Source organism: Kribbella sp. WER1, from assembly GCF_054189145.1.
Genome location: NZ_CM135186.1, coordinates 1,957,999 through 1,974,478 on the forward strand (window position 1 = coordinate 1,957,999; position 16,480 = coordinate 1,974,478).

Genomic DNA, 16,480 nt, shown 5'->3' on the forward strand with positions numbered 1-16,480 from the left:
GTCACCCCTTCACCGCACCGGCCGCGAGGCCGCTGACCAGGTACCGCTGGGCGAAGACGGCGAAGAGCACCGGCGGCAGGGTTGAGAGGATAGCCGTCGCCGAGATGTCGCCCCAGCGGATGCCGGTGCTGGTCACGAAGTTCGCGGCGCCGAGCGTGATCGGGGTCGCGTTCGACGAGGACAGCACCAGCGCGAACAGGTAGTCGTTCCAGGAGAAGATGAACACCAGCACCGCGACCGCCACCAGCGACGGCGCCAGGATCGGCATCAGCACCGAGTACAGGATCCGGTAGGTGTTCGCGCCGTCGACCTTCGCGGCCTCCTCGACCTCGACCGGTACGTCGCGGAATCCGGCCGACAGCAGGATGATCGCCAGCGGCAGGTTCAGGAACGTGTTCGCGAGGATCAGCCCGGGCACGGTGTCCAGCAGGCCGAGGTTCGACATCAGCAGGAAGTACGGGACCGCGAAGAAGATCGCCGGCAGCAGCCGCAACCCGCTGGACGCGTTCATGATGAACCGCCCGCCGAACCCGAGCCGGATCGCGGAGTACGTGCTCGGAATCGCGATCGCCAGCACCAGCACGACCGCGCCGAGCGCGATCAGCGCCGAGTTCAGGAAGAACCGCGGGAAGTCGTACCCGGCCGCGCCGAGCGCGTTCGCGTAGTGCGAGGTCGTCGGCGTACCGACCGCGGTGGCGCCGCGGGAGATGTCGCCGTCGGAGCGGAAGCTGACGAACAACGCGTTGAACCACGGTACGTTGACGAGGATCGCGATCAGCCCGACGGCGATCGTCGTACCCCACAACCGCCGCTTGCGGGCGATCACCGGGCGTCCCCGTTCGGGTTGGCGATCCGCTTCACGAACAGCGGCACGAACGGCAGCAGCACCACCATCACGATCGCCGACGCGGCCGCGGCGAGGCCGAACCGTCCGGACTCGAACGCGGTCTTGTAGATGTAGATGCTCATCGTGGTCGTCTTCGTCCCCGGTCCGCCGGCGGTCAGTACGTAGATCACGTCGAAGGTGCGCAGCGCGTCGATCAACCGCAGGAAGATCGCCGCGAAGATGATCGGCTTCATGATCGGCACCACGATCGAGCGGATGGTCCGCAGCCGCCCGGCCCCGTCGACCTGCGCGGCCTCCAGTACGTCGGTCGGGAACGACTGCAGGCCGGCGTACATCACCAGGAACGCGAACGGCGTCCACTGCAGGACGTCGAGCAGTACCAGCAGCGGGACGACCGTGTTCGGCGCGAACAGCGAGACGTCCAGACCGACGCCGCGCAGTAGGTCCGGGACCAGCCCGATGTCACCGTTGAGCAGCAGCCGGAACATCACGCCGAGCAGCGCCGGCGCGACCATGATCGGCACCAGCAGCATCGTGAAGAAGACCTTCTTGCCGGGGAACTCGCGGTTCACCAGCAGCGCCAGGCCGAACCCGAGCACGGTCTCGATCGCGGTCACCAGCAATGCGAACAGCGCGGTGAACCTGGCCGCCGACCAGAACCCGGGATCGGTCAGCACGGTCCGGAAGTTCTCCAGACCGGTGAACGCGGTCTCCGGGTTCTGCAGCGACAGCCCGTAGAAGCCGGTCTGGACGCCTTGGTAGACCGGGTACGCCACGAAGATCAGCGCGAACACGATCAGCGGCGAACCCAGCACCCACTTCGGGACGCGGGACGTGGAACGCATGCTCACCCGAGGAGTTTCTGCAGCGCGGTGTTCGCCGTCTCGACGGCGGTCCCGGCGTCCTGCTGCCCGACCCACGCGCCGCTGAGCGACTCGGCGAGCTTGCTGTACGCCTCGAAGGTGTTCGGGAACACCGGCACCGAGTAGCCGTACTTGTCGATCGACTCCGCGATCTGCCCGAACGCCGGGTTGATCGCGGTGTTCGCCTTCAGCACCGAGGGCATCGCGGGGATCCCGCCGGCCTTGGCGTACGCCGTCATCGCGTCCGGAGTGGCGAGGTAGCCGAGGAACTTCTTCGCCGCGTCCTTGTTGCCGGAGTACTTGTTCAGCGCCACCGCGAGCGCGTGCACATGGGTCTTGTGGCCCGGCACCGGGGCGATCGCGATCTTGCCCGCGACCAGCGGCGACTTGGTCTTGTCGTTGAGTTCGGCGAACCCGGCCGACCACTGCAGCGCGAACGCCGTCGTCCCGGCCTTCAATGCCGCCTGGGTCTCGGGGAACTCGGCCTGCGAGCTGTCCTTCGACGTCCAGCCGTTCTTGTAGATCGTGCTGTAGACGCCGACCGCCTTCTTGGCCGCGTCGGTGTTCAGGTTGGCCTTGCCGTCCTTGGTGGTCCAGGAACCGCCCTCACCCCAGAGCACGTCGTCCCAGATCATCGTGTTGTAGAGCAGGTTCTTGGCCTGCAGGATCGTGCCGTACTGCGTCGGCGACGCAGGGTTCGCGGTCTTGCTGAACCACGCCGACATCGCGACGTAGTCCTGCCAGTCCCACTCGGTCGCGGGCTTCGGGTCGCGCTTCTCCCCGATCGCCTTCGCGGCCACGGCCTGGTATGCCGGCCACTGGCTCTTCGTCGCGAGCAGCGCGTCGACCAGGTCCTTGCGGTACAGCAGGAAGTGGTTCGAGACGTCCAGCGGCAGCGCGTACTGCTTGTCCTGGTACTTCAGCCCGTCGACCGCGACCGGGAAGTAGCTGCTCGCGTCCACCGACGTCAGCGGGTCGAGCGAGTTCGCGTACTGGCCGACGTTGTAGCTGGCCACGAAGTAGATGTCCTGCTGGCTCGACTTCGCCGCCATCAGCGTGGCTTCCTTGGAGAAGGTGTCCTGGCGGGACAGCAGGGTCATCTCGACCTTGACCTTGTCCTTGGCCCCCGGCCCGGCGTTGTACGCCTCGACGACCTTGCCCATGGCGTCGCCCTCGGGCCCGGGCCACAGCACCATCTTCACGGTCCCGCTGCCACTGCCCGCGGCACCGGCGCTGCCACCGGTCTTGGACCCGGTACTGGGCGCACAACCCGCCAGCGCGATGCCGGCGGCGAGGGCAAGGGCCAGCCCGGCTGCCTTCACGTTCATCCTTGGACTCCCAACTGGTACGGACCAATGAATGGGAGAATAGGCAACGTTCGCGCTCATGTCCAGCGAAAGGGTCAGCAAGTGGTCAGGTCCACTTGCCGGAGAGAGGGGCCGAGGTCAGGACGCGGCGAGGACCAGCGTCGTCGTGGCCGAGGCCCCGTTCCGGGAGTAGCCGATCTCGATCTTGTCGCCGGCCTTGCGGGTCAGCGTGGCGACCACGAGCTGCTCGCTGTTGGTAGCCGGCCGGCCGTCGAGCGTGGTGATCACGTCACCGGCACGCAGCCCGGCCTCGGCGCCCGGGCCGTCGGCCGCGAGTACGAACAATCCCTGCTGGTGCGTGGATTCCGGCAACGCCTGGACCTGCAGCCCGGTGGTCGGGTGCCCCGGCCGGCCGGTGCTGATCAGTTGCCCGGCGACTTCTTTCGCGACGTCGATCGGGATCGCGAAACCGAGGCCGACGCTGCCGCCGCCGGACACGCCGCTCGCGTTCGGCACGGTCGCGATCGCCGCGTTCACCCCGACCAGGTGGCCGGCGCAGTCGACGAGCGCGCCGCCGCTGTTGCCCGGGTTGATCGAGGCGTCGGTCTGGATCGCCCCGATCAGGTGATGCGTCACGCCTTCACCCGGCACTGGTACGTACCTGTCGAGCGCGCTGACGATCCCCGTCGTGACCGTACTGCTCAGCCCCAGCGGCGCGCCGAGCGCGACCACCGGCTGGCCGACCTGCAGCGTCGAGGACGACCCGAGCTGGATCACCGGGAACCCCTTCGCCCCGTCGGCAGCCTTCAGTACGGCGAGATCCGTGCTCGGGTCCCGCCCGACGATCGTCGCCGCGGACGTGTGCCCGTCGCTGTACCGGACCGTCACCGCCCCGCCCGCACCGGCGGCGACCGAGATCACGTGGTCGTTGGTGAGGATGTACCCGCCGTCGCGGAACACCTGCCCGGACCCGGTGCCGCTCTGGTTCCCGCGCTGCGCGGCGATCGTGACGACGGACGGCAGTACCTCGTTCGCCACCGGGATCGCGGCGCACATCGCCGTACTGCTGTCCGAGGCGGCCGCGGCCGGCGTCGTCCGGTCGTCACGGACCGCGAGGAAGACGATCGCCGTGATCAGCGCACCGACGACCAGTCCGACGGCCACCGCCACCAGCAGCGACCGGGTCGGACGCCAACCGGACGACTGTCCGGAGGAACTGCTGTCAGCTTGGACCAAGTGGATCCCCTCCTCATGGCCCGCCTATCGAAGCTACCACCGGGGAGACCGATGGTCACGCGCTGTCGCGGATCACCAGCTCGGTGCTGTAGATCTCCGGCGTGGTGTGCTCGGCGCCGGCGATCTTCGCGAGCAGGATCTCGGCCAGCCGCGCGCCGAGCTGCTCGACCGGCTGCCGGACCGTGGTGAGCTTCGGGGTGGTCGTGGTCGCCAGCACCGAGTCGTCGAAGCCGACCACGGCGACGTCGGCGGGCACCCGCCGGCCGCTCTGCGAGAGGACCCGGAGCGCGGCCGTCGCCATCAGGTCGGACGCCACGAACAGCCCGTCCAGGTCCGGATGGTCGTCCAGCAGCCGCAGCGTCGCCTGCTCGCCGCCGTCCGCGGTGAAGTCGCCGTACGCGATCATCGCGGGCAGCCCGGCCTCCTTCATCACTTCCTGGTAGCCGGTCAGCCGGTCGATCCCCGCGGTCATGTCCAGCGGCCCGGCGACCGTCGCCACCTTCCGCCGCCCGATCGACAGCAGATGCTGTACGCCGGTCCGCGCCCCGGCCACGTTGTCAACGTCCACACTCGCGACCGGTACGTCGACGCCGAGCGGCCGCGCGCTGAACACGATCGGCAGCGGCAACTGCGCCAGTTCCTGCAGTACGTTGTCGCGGCCGTGGTGGCTGATGATGATCGCGCCGTCCACGTGCCCGCCGCGCAGGTACCGCAGCAGCCGCTGGTCGTCGGCCTCGGCGGGCTCGATCAGCAGCACCAGCTGGGACTGCGTCGACGCGAGCGTCCGGCTGACGCCGCTCAGCATGCCGGCGAAGAACGGGTCCGAGAACACCCGGCTGTCCGGCTCCGGTACGACGATCGCGATCGAGTCGGTCCGCCGCGTCACCAGCGCGCGGGCGGCCCGGTTCGGAACGTAGCCGAGCTGCAGGATCGCCTGCTCGACCGCGGCCACCGTGTCCGGCAGCACCTTCGGCGACCCGTTCACAACCCGCGACACGGTCGCCCGGGACACCCCGGCGAGCGCCGCGACCTGCTCGAGCGTCGGAGAACCGGACTCGTTCATGGCCCTCCTCAGTACGTGATCGGCCCGCGTTCACACCGTAGTACCTCGCCGGTCGATCACGCGTCGGTCATTGGCCACCGGGGCAGGGCGTGTCGGAAGATATCTTCAGCCGTCTCTCAGCTGCCGCGCCGGACGTTCGCGATCCGGTCCGCCGCGGCCAGCGCCTGCCGCCAGGCGACGTCCGGCGCCTCCTTGCCGGCGTCGACCCGGGCGAGCGCGGCGGTGAAGATCTGGTTGATCTCGCCGTCCCGCGGGCCCTTGTGCTGCTTGAGGATCACGCTGCGCGCCCGGTCCACGAAGATCTGCCCGACCGGCGCGTTCCCGAAGTACGCGTTCACCTGCGACTTCACCTGCGGGTCGTCGTACGCGTCCACCGTCGACGGGAACGAGCCGATCTTCTGGAACACCTTCACCTGCTGCTCCGGCGCGGTCAGCCAGGCGGCGAGCTTGGCGGCCTCGGCCGGATGCGGCGACTGGACCGGGACCGTCAGGTACGACCCGCCCCAGTTGCCTCCACCGCCGGGGAACACGTCCGCGACGTCCCACTTGCCGTTCCCGAAGCTGCCTGCGTTGTCCTGGATCACGCCGAGCAGCCAGCCCGGGCAGGCGATCGTCGCGAACTTGTCGGTGCGGAACGCCGAGTTCCAGGCGTCGCTCCAGGCCGGCAGCCCCGCCGACAGCCCGTCCCTGCTGCCCGCGACGACCTGGTCCCAGGTGCGTTTCAGCAAAGGGTTCTCGGCGCCGAGGAAGCGGTCCTCGTTCGAGTAGTACGCCTGGATCAGCTGGTTGCGCATCGCTTCCCAGGTGAGGACGGCGGAGTCGTACCAGGCCGAACCCGGCACCCGCTGCTTGAACCTGCGGCCGACCGCGAAGTACGACGGCCAGTCCTGGAAGAGCGTCGCGACCTTGGCCCGGTCGGTCGGCAGCCCGGCCTTCGCGAACAGGTCCCGTCGGTAGCAGATCGCCTCCGGGCCGATGTCGGTGCCGTACCCGATGATCTTCCCGTCGGTCGTGGTGGCGCCGTCGAGTTTCCAGTCCAGCCAGCGGTCCTTGAGATCGCCGGCGCCGTACGAGCGCAGGTCGACGAACTTGTCGGACTTCGCCAGGTACTTGTAGATCCAGCTGACCTCCATCGCCTCGATGTCGGCCAGCCCGGTGCCGCGGGCCAGGTTCGCGTCCAGGTTCTTCACGTGGTCGTCGACGGTCTTCGCGTGCTGCTCGACGATCGTGACATTCGGGTGCTGCGCCTCGTACTCGGCGTACAGGTCGGCGTACCCGAACTCGTTGAAGGTTGCGACGGTCAGCTCGATCTTCGGGGCATCGGCGGGCGGCGGGGCGCCGGCACAGGCGGTGACGAACAGCAGGGTGGCGCAGGCGAACAAGCCGGCAACGGGGCGATGGCGGGCACTCGGCCGCATCTTCGGGCTCCCTGGAACTGGACGGGGTGAGAGCGCTCTCGGATCGCGAAAGTGAGCTGAGTCTCAGGCGTCCGTGCCGGATATGTCAAGTGCCGATCCGGTCACCGTGGGTGCCGGGTGCGCGGCGGTCCGACCGAGTCGCGGACCACCACGACGGTGCCGAGCGTGGTCGCCTGCTGCTGGTGCGCGTACGGGTCCGCGGTCGGCTGCTGCCCGGCGATCCCGGCCCGGACCGCGGCCCGTCCGAGCTCTTCCAGCGGGACCCGGACGGTGGTCAGCGCGGGTTGCAGCTCGACGGCCACCGGTACGTCGTCGTACCCGACGACCGAGATGTCGCCGGGGATGCTCAGGCCGCGTTCGCGGAGCGCGGCGTACACCCCGGCCGCGACGATGTCGTTGGCGGCGAAGACCGCGGTGAAGTCGAGGCCGTCGTCGAGCGCGCGCAGGGTCTGGTCGTGACCCCACTGGCGGCCGAAGGCGCCGGTACGGACCAGTGCGGGATCGTGCTCGAGCTTGCGGGCCGCGTACGCCTGCCGGAAGCCGCGGACCCGGGCCGCCGTCGTGGACAGCGCCGTCGGGCCGCCGAGGTACAGGATCCGGGTGTGCCCGGCGCTCAGCAGGTGGTCGGTGATCGCCGCGGCACCACCGACGTTGTCGTAGTCCACGGCGTACGCCGGAACGCCCGCCGCCAGGCCGGGCCGCCCGCAGAGCACCAGGCTGGACCCGTTGTTCGCAAGCTGTTGCGCGCGCTGCCCGATGGTGGCGAAGTACTCCTGGTCCTCGACCGCGCCGCCGACCAGGATCACGGCGTCGGCGCGTTGCTCGAGCAGCAGGTCGACGAACCGCAGCTCGGCGGAGTCGCCGCCCTGCGTCGAGCAGACCAGGCAGAGCCGGCCGGACGACAGCGCCTCGGCCTGGACGCCGCGCGCGATGTAGGCGAAGAACGGGTCGACGATCTCGCTGACCACGATCCCGACCACCCGGGTGGTGGAACCGGCCAGCGCCCGCGCGTGCGCGTTCGCGACGTACCCGAGCTCCCGCATCGCCCGCTCGACCGCGGTCCGGGTGCCGGCCGCGACCGGATAGTTGCCGTTGACAACACGAGAGACGGTCGCAGTGGAGACACCCGCCCGGGCGGCCACGTCCCGGATGGTCCGCGCCGCCTCCGGATCACGCCGGCGCGCCCGCGCCCGCGGCGGTTCCGCCGCCATCGTCCACCTCCTCGCCCAGCTGCACCGCGGCCCGCGTCCCGTCCGCGAACCGCACGGTCACCTGCGCGCCGCGCACCGTCACGTCGATGCTCTCACCCAGCTGCCGCGCCCAGACCGTGTCGCCGGACAGTACCACCGCCGCGACCAGCACCCGGGGACCTTTCCCGTCGTACTCCGCCTCCAGGAACGGCGTCGCCGAATGCGGCCCGAACGCGTTCGTGTCCAGCCCGCGCCGGACCCCGGCCCGCTCGTACCCGTGCAAGCCGACAACGGCCGAACTCAACCGATCCACCCGGGTCACGTGCGCCCACAGCTCACCGGTCTGCTCCTCCGGCCGGTCCGCACCGGCGACGGCGTACCCGCCGTGCCGCACCACCCCCGGCGGTCCGTCCACCAACGCACATCGGACCTCGATCCGCCCGTGCACAACAGAGCAGACCTCGATCCGAGCCTCCCCCGCCTCCCACCACGACGCCGCCGTACTCCCGTCCACAGCCCGCCGCCGGATCCGCGTTCGCGGACCGTGTGCGCCGAGGACAATCTGATTGTCAACAATCTCCTCGGTCACCTCCGGCCCGGTGCGCGTCGAGTACGCGAGACGGTTGTAGTGCGGGTCGCCTTCGCCGCCGTGATCGCTGCCGTGGTTGAGGAGCCGGACGATGCCGTCGTGCTTGGTCGCCTGGATCAGGAACCCCGGCGCCGGCATCGCCCGCACCTGGTCGCGGACGTCGAGCGGCAGCGCCGCCTCCGCCGCGGTCCACACCTCGTGCTCGGCCGGCAACAGCAACCCGAGGAACCCTTTCGACGCCCAGTACGGCGACGCGGGTCCGGAGTACGGCTGCGTCACCGGCAGGAAGTGGTGATGCCAGCCGAGCGTCAGCAGCCCGCGCTCGTCCGGTACGCCGTGATCGACGAAGTGCCGCAACGTCCCGGAGCACAACCGCCGCGTCTGTCCCGGCGTCAACGGTGTTGCGTCGAGCAACGCGCCCATCCAGTACGGCGCCGCCGTCGCCATCCGGTAGCAGAGCGACCGCCCGAAGTGCACGGGCGCACCGTCCGTGCCGGTCAGGTGGACGGCGTCCTCGATGAAACGGCGCAGCCGCTCGCGGTACACCGCCAGCCGGCCGTCCGCGGACGGGCCGGCCATCCGCGTCCACAGCCCGGGGTACAGGTGCATCGCCCAGCCGATGTAGTGGTCGAAGTTCTGCCCGGGACCGTCGGAGTACCACCCGTCACCGACGTACCAGTCCTCGATCCGGTCGAGTCCCGCGTCGATGTCGTCCTGCGCATACGGCGCCCCGACCGACGCGAGGAACTGTTCGCCGACGACCTGGAACAGCCGCCAGTTGTTGTCCCAGGTCCGCGACCCGACGAACCCGCTCAGCCAGTCGACAACGACCTGCTGCTCCGCCCCGTCGAGCCGGTCCCACAGCCACGCCCGCGACTCGTGCAACCCGACCGCGATCGCCGCCGCCTCCACCATCTGCTGCGAACACGGCGTCAACCGCGGCCACTCCCCCGCCGCCCCGGCCACCAGACCGCGCGCGTACCGCTCCACCACCCGCTCGTCGCAATCCCCCGCCGCGATCCGGAACGCGGCGAGCAGGAACGACCGCGCGAACCCCTCCAGCCCGTCGCAGTCCGCCCCCGACCAACTCCCCCGCCCCGGCAACCGCACCTGCGCCCCACTACGCGAAAACCACGGCACCAACGCCTCCAGCAACCGATCAGCCACCGCCAGCCAGGTCTCCCGCGTATACCCGGTCCGCGACGACAACACCCGATCCGGCGCCGGCAACCCCATCCCCCCACCACCCATCACAGCCCCCACCCCGCCCACCGCAAGCACCCCGCCCACCTCGCCGGTCCCGCGCACCCCGCCGACCCCGCGCACCTCGCGCACCCCGCCGGTCTCGCGCACCCCGCCGACCCCGCGCACCCCGCCCAACCCGCGCACCTCGCGCACCCCGCCGACCCCGCCGGTCTCGCGCACGCCGCCCACCCGGCGCACCCCGCCGGCCCCGCCGGCCCCGCCGGCCCCGCCGGCTCCGCACACCCCGCACACCCCGCCCACCCGGCGCACCCCGCCGGCCCCGCCGACTCCGCACACCCCGCGCACCTCGCGCGCGCTCGGCCGCTCCGCCCGCCCGCCGGCCAACGCCGACGGATATCCCTCGGCGTGGACGGTTCTCCACTGCTGTCAAGGGGGGAGAACCGGCAACGCGAACGGATATCCCCTCGGATCGCCGCGCGCCCGGCGGCAGCGAGCCCGGCGGAAGCCGGGCTGATGAGCCCCGCCCCCGGGAGCTCAGCAGGAACCGGCCTGATGGGGGGACGAGCCGGAGTGATGGGAGCCGGACCCGGGAGCCCAACAGGAACCGGGCTGATGAGGGCCAGACCCGAGAGCCCAGCAGGAACCGAGGTGATGGGGGCCGGGGCCGGGGTGATGGGGGCGGGGGTCATGCGATTCGGCTCAGGTCGTCGTGGGTGATGCCGTGGGCTAGTGGGTGGCCGGTCGCGAGGCGTTCGAGTTCGGCGACCGCGGCGTCGCCCAGGCGGGTCGACTCGTTGCCCATGGCACCGGCCAGGTGCGGGGTGATGAACACGTTCGGCAGCCGCAGCATCGGCGAGTCGGGTGGTAGCGGCTCCGGGTCCGTCACGTCGAGGATCGCGTCCAGGCGTCCGGCGACGCACTCCCGTTCGAGCGCCACGTGGTCCACCACCGGCCCCCGCGCGGTGTTGATCAGTACGCCGCCGTCCGGCATCGCGGCCAGCAACTCCGCCGTCACCAGCCCCCGCGTCTCCGGCAGCAGCGGCGCGTGCACGCTGACGATGTCGCTGGCCGCGAACAGTTCCGGCAACTCGCACCACCGAGCCCCGAGCGCCGCCGCCTCCGCCCGGGTCAGGTACGGATCACTCACCAGTACGTCGACGTCGAGGTGCCGGAGCCGCTCGATCACCTGCCGCCCGGTCCGGGACGCCCCGAGCACGCCGACGGTCGTACCGAGCGCCCCGAGGATCGGTGCCCCGGGCAACGGCCGCTTGGTCCCCGAGGTACGGAACCAGTCCCGCTGCCGGAACGCCCGCTTGGCCGCCAGCACGACCGCCGCGACCGTGAACTCCGCGACCGGGATCGCATTCGCGGCCGCCGCCGACGACACCTCGATCCCGCGCTCGAACACGACCGGGTCCACGAACGTCTTGACCGTCCCCGCGGCGTGCACGATCGCCCGCAGCTTCGGCGCCGCATCCAGGACGTCGGCGGTGATCCGCGGACAGCTCCACCCGGTCAGCAGTACTTCGGCCGCCGCCAGCTCGTCGGCCAACGGCGCGAACGAGGACCGCAGCCGCGGAACGCTCCCCGCCGTACCGCCGGGTTGCAGGCCGAGCAGGTCCGTGACGTCGTCCAGGCGGGTGCGGGCCGCCGGGGTGAACACCTCCGACCAGGTCTCGGCGGGCATCGCGACGAGCGTACGCAACCGCGGCCGGCGCGGGTCGGTCTCGGGTTTCGGCACGGATCACTCCTAGTAAACGGTTACTGGAAACCGTAAGCATCCGATCCGGCAACGGTCAAGAGAAGTTCCGGCAAGTGCTTGACAGCAAGGCACTCCAGGTTTCATGGTTGCTGACACATCGGACAGCAAACGTTTACCATCAGGAGGATCATGCATCGCGTCAGCCGTACGTCGCGCCGGCCCGCGGCGGTCCGGCAGCCCGGCCCCGGCCTGCGCACCCGGCTGCGCCGCGACCGGGTGATGCTGCTGCTGGTGCTGCCCGGCTTCCTGTTCTTCGTGGTGTTCCACTACGTGCCGCTGCTGGGCAACGTGATCGTCTTCCAGGACTACCAGCCGTACCTCGGGTTCAAGGAGAGCCCGTGGGTCGGCTTCGGGAACTTCGCGGTCTTCGCCGAGCCGTCCTTCTACGGCGCATTGCTGAACACGCTGAAGTTCGCCGTACTGCAGCTGGTGCTGTTCTTCCCCGCGCCGATCGGGCTGGCGTTGTTGCTGAACAGCATCGTCAGCCCGAAGATCAAACGGTTCGTGCAGAGCGTCGTGTACCTGCCGCACTTCATCGGCTGGGTGATCCTGATCTCGATCAGCCAGCAACTCATCGGCGGCACCGGACTGCTCCCGCAACTACTCGGTGACCTCGGGCTGCCGCGGGTCGACCTGATGACCAGCCCGAGCTTCTTCCCGTGGCTGGTGACGCTGCAGCTGATCTGGAAGGACGCCGGCTGGGGCACGATCATCTACCTGGCCGCGCTGCTGAACATCGACACCGAGCACTACGAGGCGGCCGCGATCGACGGCGCCGACCGGTGGCGGCGGCTCTGGCACGTGACGCTGCCGGGGATCGTGCCGGTGACCTTGCTGCTGCTGATCCTCAACCTGGGCAGCATTCTCTCGGTCGGTTTCGAGCAGATCCTGCTGCAGCGCGACGCGGTCGGCGCGGACGCGGCCGAGGTGCTCGACACCTACGTCTACTTCCACGGTGTACTCGACGGCCAGTGGGGCCCGGCCGCAGCGGTCGGCCTGGTCAAGGGCGTGATCGGCCTCGGCCTGATCCTCGGCGCGAACAAGCTCGCCCACCGCTTCGGCCACGAAGGGATCTACTCGCGATGAAGACCTCGCAACGGCCCTCCAATCGGCCGCCGTGGATGGAGGCGCCGAGCCGGGCCGGGTTGGCGGTCAAGGCTGTGGTGATCGCGATCGTCTGCCTGCTGGTGCTGTACCCGTTCGTCAACATCGTCGCGACCAGCCTGGCCGGCGAGTCCGAGATCACCCGGCGCGGCGGGATCATCCCGCTGTTCCCGAGCGAGCCGACGCTGGCGGCGTACCGGACGATCTTCGCCGGCGGGGTGGTGAGTCACGCGTTGCTGGTCAGCGCGGCGATCACCGTGATCGGTACGGCGCTGAACATGGTGGTCACGATCGCGCTCGCGTACGGGCTCAGCCGGCCGATCGTCGGCGGGCGGTTCCTGTTGACAACAGTATTGTTGACAATGTTGTTCGGCGCCGGGATCATCCCGAACTTCCTGCTGGTCAAGGCGCTCGGCATGTACGACTCGTACACGTCGCTGATCGTCCCGGGCCTGGTCAGCGCCTTCAACTTCCTGGTACTGCGGAACTTCTTCCAGAACATCCCGGCCGAGCTGCTGGACAGCGCCCGGATCGATGGCGCCGGCGACTTCGCGATCCTGGTCCGGATCGTGCTGCCGCTGTCCAAGGCGGTGCTCGCCGTCGTCGCGCTGTTCTACGCGGTCGGCCACTGGAACGCGTTCTTCAACGCGCTGCTGTACCTCAGCGACACCGGCAAGTGGCCGCTGCCGCTCGTCCTGCGCCTCTACGTCCTGCAGGGGCAACCGGTCGGCGGCGGCACCGAGTCCCCCGGCGAGGCGGTCGCCTCGATCCAGGCCGTGCAGATGGCGGTCGTCGTGGTGGCGCTCGTCCCGATCCTCTGCGTGTACCCGTTCCTGCAGCGCTACTTCACCAAGGGCGTACTCACCGGCGCCATCAAGGGTTAGGAGAAATGACCGTGACCACCCCCTCCCTGAACCGCCGCAGCTTCCTGCGGAGCGCGGTCGGCGTCGCCGTGATGAGTGCGACGGGCGTCCCGGCGCTGGTTGCCTGCAGCAACGGCAGTACGACGGCCGGTACCGCCCGCGCGTCCACGGTCGCGCTGCCGTCGTACGTCCCGTTCGCCGGGCCGAAGCCGGACCTGGCCGGCACCGCGGACGGCGTCCCGCCGGGGTACCGGACGTACCCGAAGGAGCTCGTCACCACGGTGAAGTCGCCGCCGTTGAGCGGCGGCAAGGTCAGCGTGATGACCGACATCTTCGACCCACTGCCGCCGGCCAAGGACAAGAACGCGGCCTGGCAGGCGGTCGAGAAGCAGCTCGGCGGCACGCTCGACCTGACGATCGTCCCGGACAGCGACTGGGCGACGAAGTTCCAGACCGTGCTGGCCGCGAACCAGCTGCCGGACCTGTTCCTGCTGTCGGACTCGACGCTTGTCAACAATCTACCGGCGTTCCTGTCGGCCAAATGCACGGACCTGACGCCGTACCTGAGCGGCGACAAGGTGAAGGACTACCCGAACCTGGCGAACATCCCGCAGGTGATCTGGCAGGCGTGCGTCGTCCAGGACAAGATCTACGGCTTGCCGATCCCGCGCAGCATCACCGGCGGCGCCGGGTTCTACAACAAGCGCCTGTTCGATGCCGCGGGCATCGAGTACCCGGCCACCGCCGAGGACTTCCTGGCCGCCTGCAAGGAACTCACCAAGCCGCAACAGGGCCAGTGGGCGATCGTGAACTCGAAGGGCAACACGTTCTTCACGATGATCCAGCAGATGTTCGGCGTCCCGTACGGCTGGAAGGAGGACGGCGGCAAGCTCGTGAAGAGCTTCGAGACCGAGGAGTACAAGGCGGCCCTCGAGTACGCCGTCAGCCTGGTCAAGGCCGGCGTCCTGGTCCCGGGGTCGGACGGGATCGACGGCACCGCCCGCAAGAACGCGTTCCGCTCCGGCAAGGGCGCCCTGGTGTACGACGGCTTCCCGGCCTACTCGGGGTACGCCAAGGACATGGCCCGGCTGGACCCGAAGAACGACCCGCGCGCGTTCGTCCCGATGGCACCGAAGGGCGGCAAGGCGAACACCTGGGCCGACAACGTGCTGTTCGCGTACACGCTGATGAAGAAGTCCGACGACACCCGCGCCAAGGAACTGCTCGCGGTCGCGAACTTCTTCGCCGCGCCGTTCGGCAGCACCGAGAACCTGCTGCTCACGTACGGCGTCGAGGGCGTCGACTTCACCCGGGACGCGAACGGCAACCCGAAGCCGACCAGCAAGGGCGAGGCCGAGCTGACCGTGCCGTGGAAGTACATCGCCGCTCCCCCGCAGGTGCTGTTCAACGCCGCCGACCCGACGTACGTCGAGAACGCGCACGCGGACCTGACCAAGCTGCTCGGGATGGTCGTGAAGGACCCGACCACGTCGATGATCTCGCCGACCAACGACAAGGCCGGCGGCGACATCGGGCAGGCGTTCTCCGACGTCCGCAACGACGTGATCGCCGGCCGGAAGCCGATCGCTGCGTTCGACGCGGCGCTGGCGAAGTGGAAGAAGGACGGCGGCGACAAGATCCGCGGCGAGTACGAGACCGCGCTGAGCGGCGGTGCGAGCCCTCGATGAGCTGGCTGACCGAGGCCCGGTTCGGGCTGTTCGTGCACTGGGGCATCTATGCGGCCGCGGCGCGGCACGAGTGGGTGAAGTCGTACGAACAGCTCACCGACGCCGACTACCAGCCGTACTTCGACCACTTCTCGCCGGATCTGTACGACCCGGAGCGCTGGGCCGAGGACGCGTGGAACGCCGGGATGCGGTACCTGGTGATCACGACCAAGCACCACGACGGGTTCTGCCTGTGGGACTCGAAGCTGACCGGCTACTCGGCGCCGCACACTCCCTGGGGCAAGGACCTGCTGGCGCCGATGGTGGACGCGTTCCGCGCTCGTGGTTTCCGGATCGGGCTGTACCACTCGTTGCTGGACTGGCACCACCCGGAGTTCCCGGTGGACCTTTATCACCCGCAGCGGAAAGACGTCGACTTCATCGACCGGACCGCGGATCGGGACGTGTCGAAGTACGCCGACTACCTGCACGGCCAGGTCCGGGAGTTGCTGACGTCGTACGGGAAGATCGACGTGATGTGGTTCGACTTCTCGTACGCCGATCGCGGGTTCAACGCGAAGGGGCCGGACGAGTGGCGGTCCGCGGAGCTGCTCGCGATGGTGCGGGAACTGCAGCCGGGAATCCTGGTCAACAACCGGCTGGGGCTCGGCTCGGGTGACTTCACCACTCCGGAACAGGTGCAGCCGCCGGGCAACGAGGTTGCTGCCGGCAACGGTACGCAGGTGCCGTGGGAGGCCTGCCAGACGCTGAACGGCAGCTGGGGGTACCACCGCGACAACCACGACTGGAAGTCGCCGGCGCTGCTGATCCGGATGCTGGTCGACTCGGTCTCGAAGGGCGGCAACATGCTGCTCAACGTCGGGCCGAACGGCCGCGGCGCCTGGGAACCGCGGGCGCTCGAGACGCTGGCCGGGATCGGCTCGTGGATGCGGTTGCACGAGCGGTCGATTCGGGGCTGCGGTCCGAGTGCCTATGTACCGCCGGCCGATTGCCGGTACACGCAGAACGGGCGGCGGTTGTACCTGCACGTGTTCGCGTGGCCGATGGGGCATCTGCATCTGCCGGGGCTGGGCGATCGGGTCGAGTACGCGCAGTGCCTGCACGACGCGTCCGAGGTGCAGCGGATGACCGTGGATCCTGCGGCGCCCGCGCACACGTACCTGACCGGGCTGCCGGAGAACACGCTGACGTTGAAGCTGCCGAACCAGGCGCCTGAGGTCGGCAGCTGTGTGATCGAGCTCTTCCTGCGCGACTGAGCTCGGCCCGCGCGCCGCGCGACTGGTTCACCCCGAACGACGAAGGCACCCACCTCGACCCGGTGGGTGCCTTCGTCCTGTTGACTGT

The 16,480-nt window shown here is 69.6% G+C and carries 13 protein-coding genes; 4 read left to right on the forward strand and 9 right to left on the reverse strand.

Annotated features, from left to right (window positions below; all coding sequences use genetic code 11):
- Position 1: 1 nt before the first annotated feature.
- The 9 genes from ACXJJ3_RS09545 to ACXJJ3_RS09585 form a co-directional block, all read right to left on the reverse strand.
- On the reverse strand, positions 2 to 826 hold the full coding sequence (locus ACXJJ3_RS09545; RefSeq protein ID WP_458169604.1) for a carbohydrate ABC transporter permease: 825 nt from the start codon (positions 824 to 826) through the stop codon (positions 2 to 4).
- On the reverse strand, positions 823 to 1,692 hold the full coding sequence (locus tag ACXJJ3_RS09550) for a carbohydrate ABC transporter permease (protein WP_458171874.1): 870 nt from the start codon (positions 1,690 to 1,692) through the stop codon (positions 823 to 825). The genes ACXJJ3_RS09545 and ACXJJ3_RS09550 overlap by 4 nt, the downstream gene beginning before the upstream one ends.
- Before the next feature lie 2 nt (positions 1,693 to 1,694).
- Complete coding sequence (locus tag ACXJJ3_RS09555) at positions 1,695 to 3,038, reverse strand: extracellular solute-binding protein (RefSeq protein WP_458169605.1); 1,344 nt, start codon at positions 3,036 to 3,038, stop codon at positions 1,695 to 1,697.
- Between the two features lie 117 nt (positions 3,039 to 3,155).
- Positions 3,156 to 4,181, reverse strand: coding sequence for a S1C family serine protease (locus ACXJJ3_RS09560; protein WP_458169606.1), 1,026 nt, complete (start codon positions 4,179 to 4,181; stop codon positions 3,156 to 3,158).
- A 127-nt stretch (positions 4,182 to 4,308) separates the two neighbouring features.
- A complete protein-coding gene (locus ACXJJ3_RS09565; protein WP_458169607.1) occupies positions 4,309 to 5,316 on the reverse strand; it encodes a LacI family DNA-binding transcriptional regulator in 1,008 nt (335 codons plus the stop codon).
- A gap of 116 nt (positions 5,317 to 5,432) precedes the next feature.
- Positions 5,433 to 6,734 (reverse strand): ABC transporter substrate-binding protein, encoded by a 1,302-nt coding sequence (locus ACXJJ3_RS09570; protein ID WP_458169608.1) that lies wholly within the window; start codon positions 6,732 to 6,734, stop codon positions 5,433 to 5,435.
- Positions 6,735 to 6,835: 101 nt separating this feature from the next.
- Positions 6,836 to 7,945, reverse strand: coding sequence for a LacI family DNA-binding transcriptional regulator (locus ACXJJ3_RS09575; RefSeq protein ID WP_458169609.1), 1,110 nt, complete (start codon positions 7,943 to 7,945; stop codon positions 6,836 to 6,838).
- Positions 7,905 to 9,938 (reverse strand): DUF2264 domain-containing protein, encoded by a 2,034-nt coding sequence (locus ACXJJ3_RS09580; RefSeq protein WP_458169610.1) that lies wholly within the window; start codon positions 9,936 to 9,938, stop codon positions 7,905 to 7,907. Before ACXJJ3_RS09580 ends, ACXJJ3_RS09575 begins: the two co-directional genes overlap by 41 nt.
- 466 nt (positions 9,939 to 10,404) lie before the next feature.
- On the reverse strand, positions 10,405 to 11,460 hold the full coding sequence (locus tag ACXJJ3_RS09585; protein ID WP_458169611.1) for a hydroxyacid dehydrogenase: 1,056 nt from the start codon (positions 11,458 to 11,460) through the stop codon (positions 10,405 to 10,407).
- A 150-nt stretch (positions 11,461 to 11,610) separates the two neighbouring features.
- On the opposite strand from ACXJJ3_RS09585, the gene ACXJJ3_RS09590 reads away from it, so the two are divergent.
- The 4 genes from ACXJJ3_RS09590 to ACXJJ3_RS09605 are packed head-to-tail and all read left to right on the forward strand — an operon-like array spanning position 11,611 to position 16,392.
- Positions 11,611 to 12,567 carry an ABC transporter permease gene (locus tag ACXJJ3_RS09590; protein ID WP_458169612.1) on the forward strand — a complete coding sequence of 319 codons (957 nt, stop codon included), beginning with the start codon at positions 11,611 to 11,613 and terminating at the stop codon, positions 12,565 to 12,567.
- Positions 12,564 to 13,469, forward strand: coding sequence for a carbohydrate ABC transporter permease (locus ACXJJ3_RS09595; protein WP_458169613.1), 906 nt, complete (start codon positions 12,564 to 12,566; stop codon positions 13,467 to 13,469). The genes ACXJJ3_RS09590 and ACXJJ3_RS09595 overlap by 4 nt, the downstream gene beginning before the upstream one ends.
- 11 nt (positions 13,470 to 13,480) lie before the next feature.
- Positions 13,481 to 15,136, forward strand: a complete 1,656-nt coding sequence (locus tag ACXJJ3_RS09600) for a hypothetical protein (RefSeq protein ID WP_458169614.1) — start codon at positions 13,481 to 13,483, stop codon at positions 15,134 to 15,136.
- Complete coding sequence (locus tag ACXJJ3_RS09605; protein WP_458169615.1) at positions 15,133 to 16,392, forward strand: alpha-L-fucosidase; 1,260 nt, start codon at positions 15,133 to 15,135, stop codon at positions 16,390 to 16,392. Before ACXJJ3_RS09600 ends, ACXJJ3_RS09605 begins: the two co-directional genes overlap by 4 nt.
- Positions 16,393 to 16,480 lie beyond the last annotated feature (88 nt).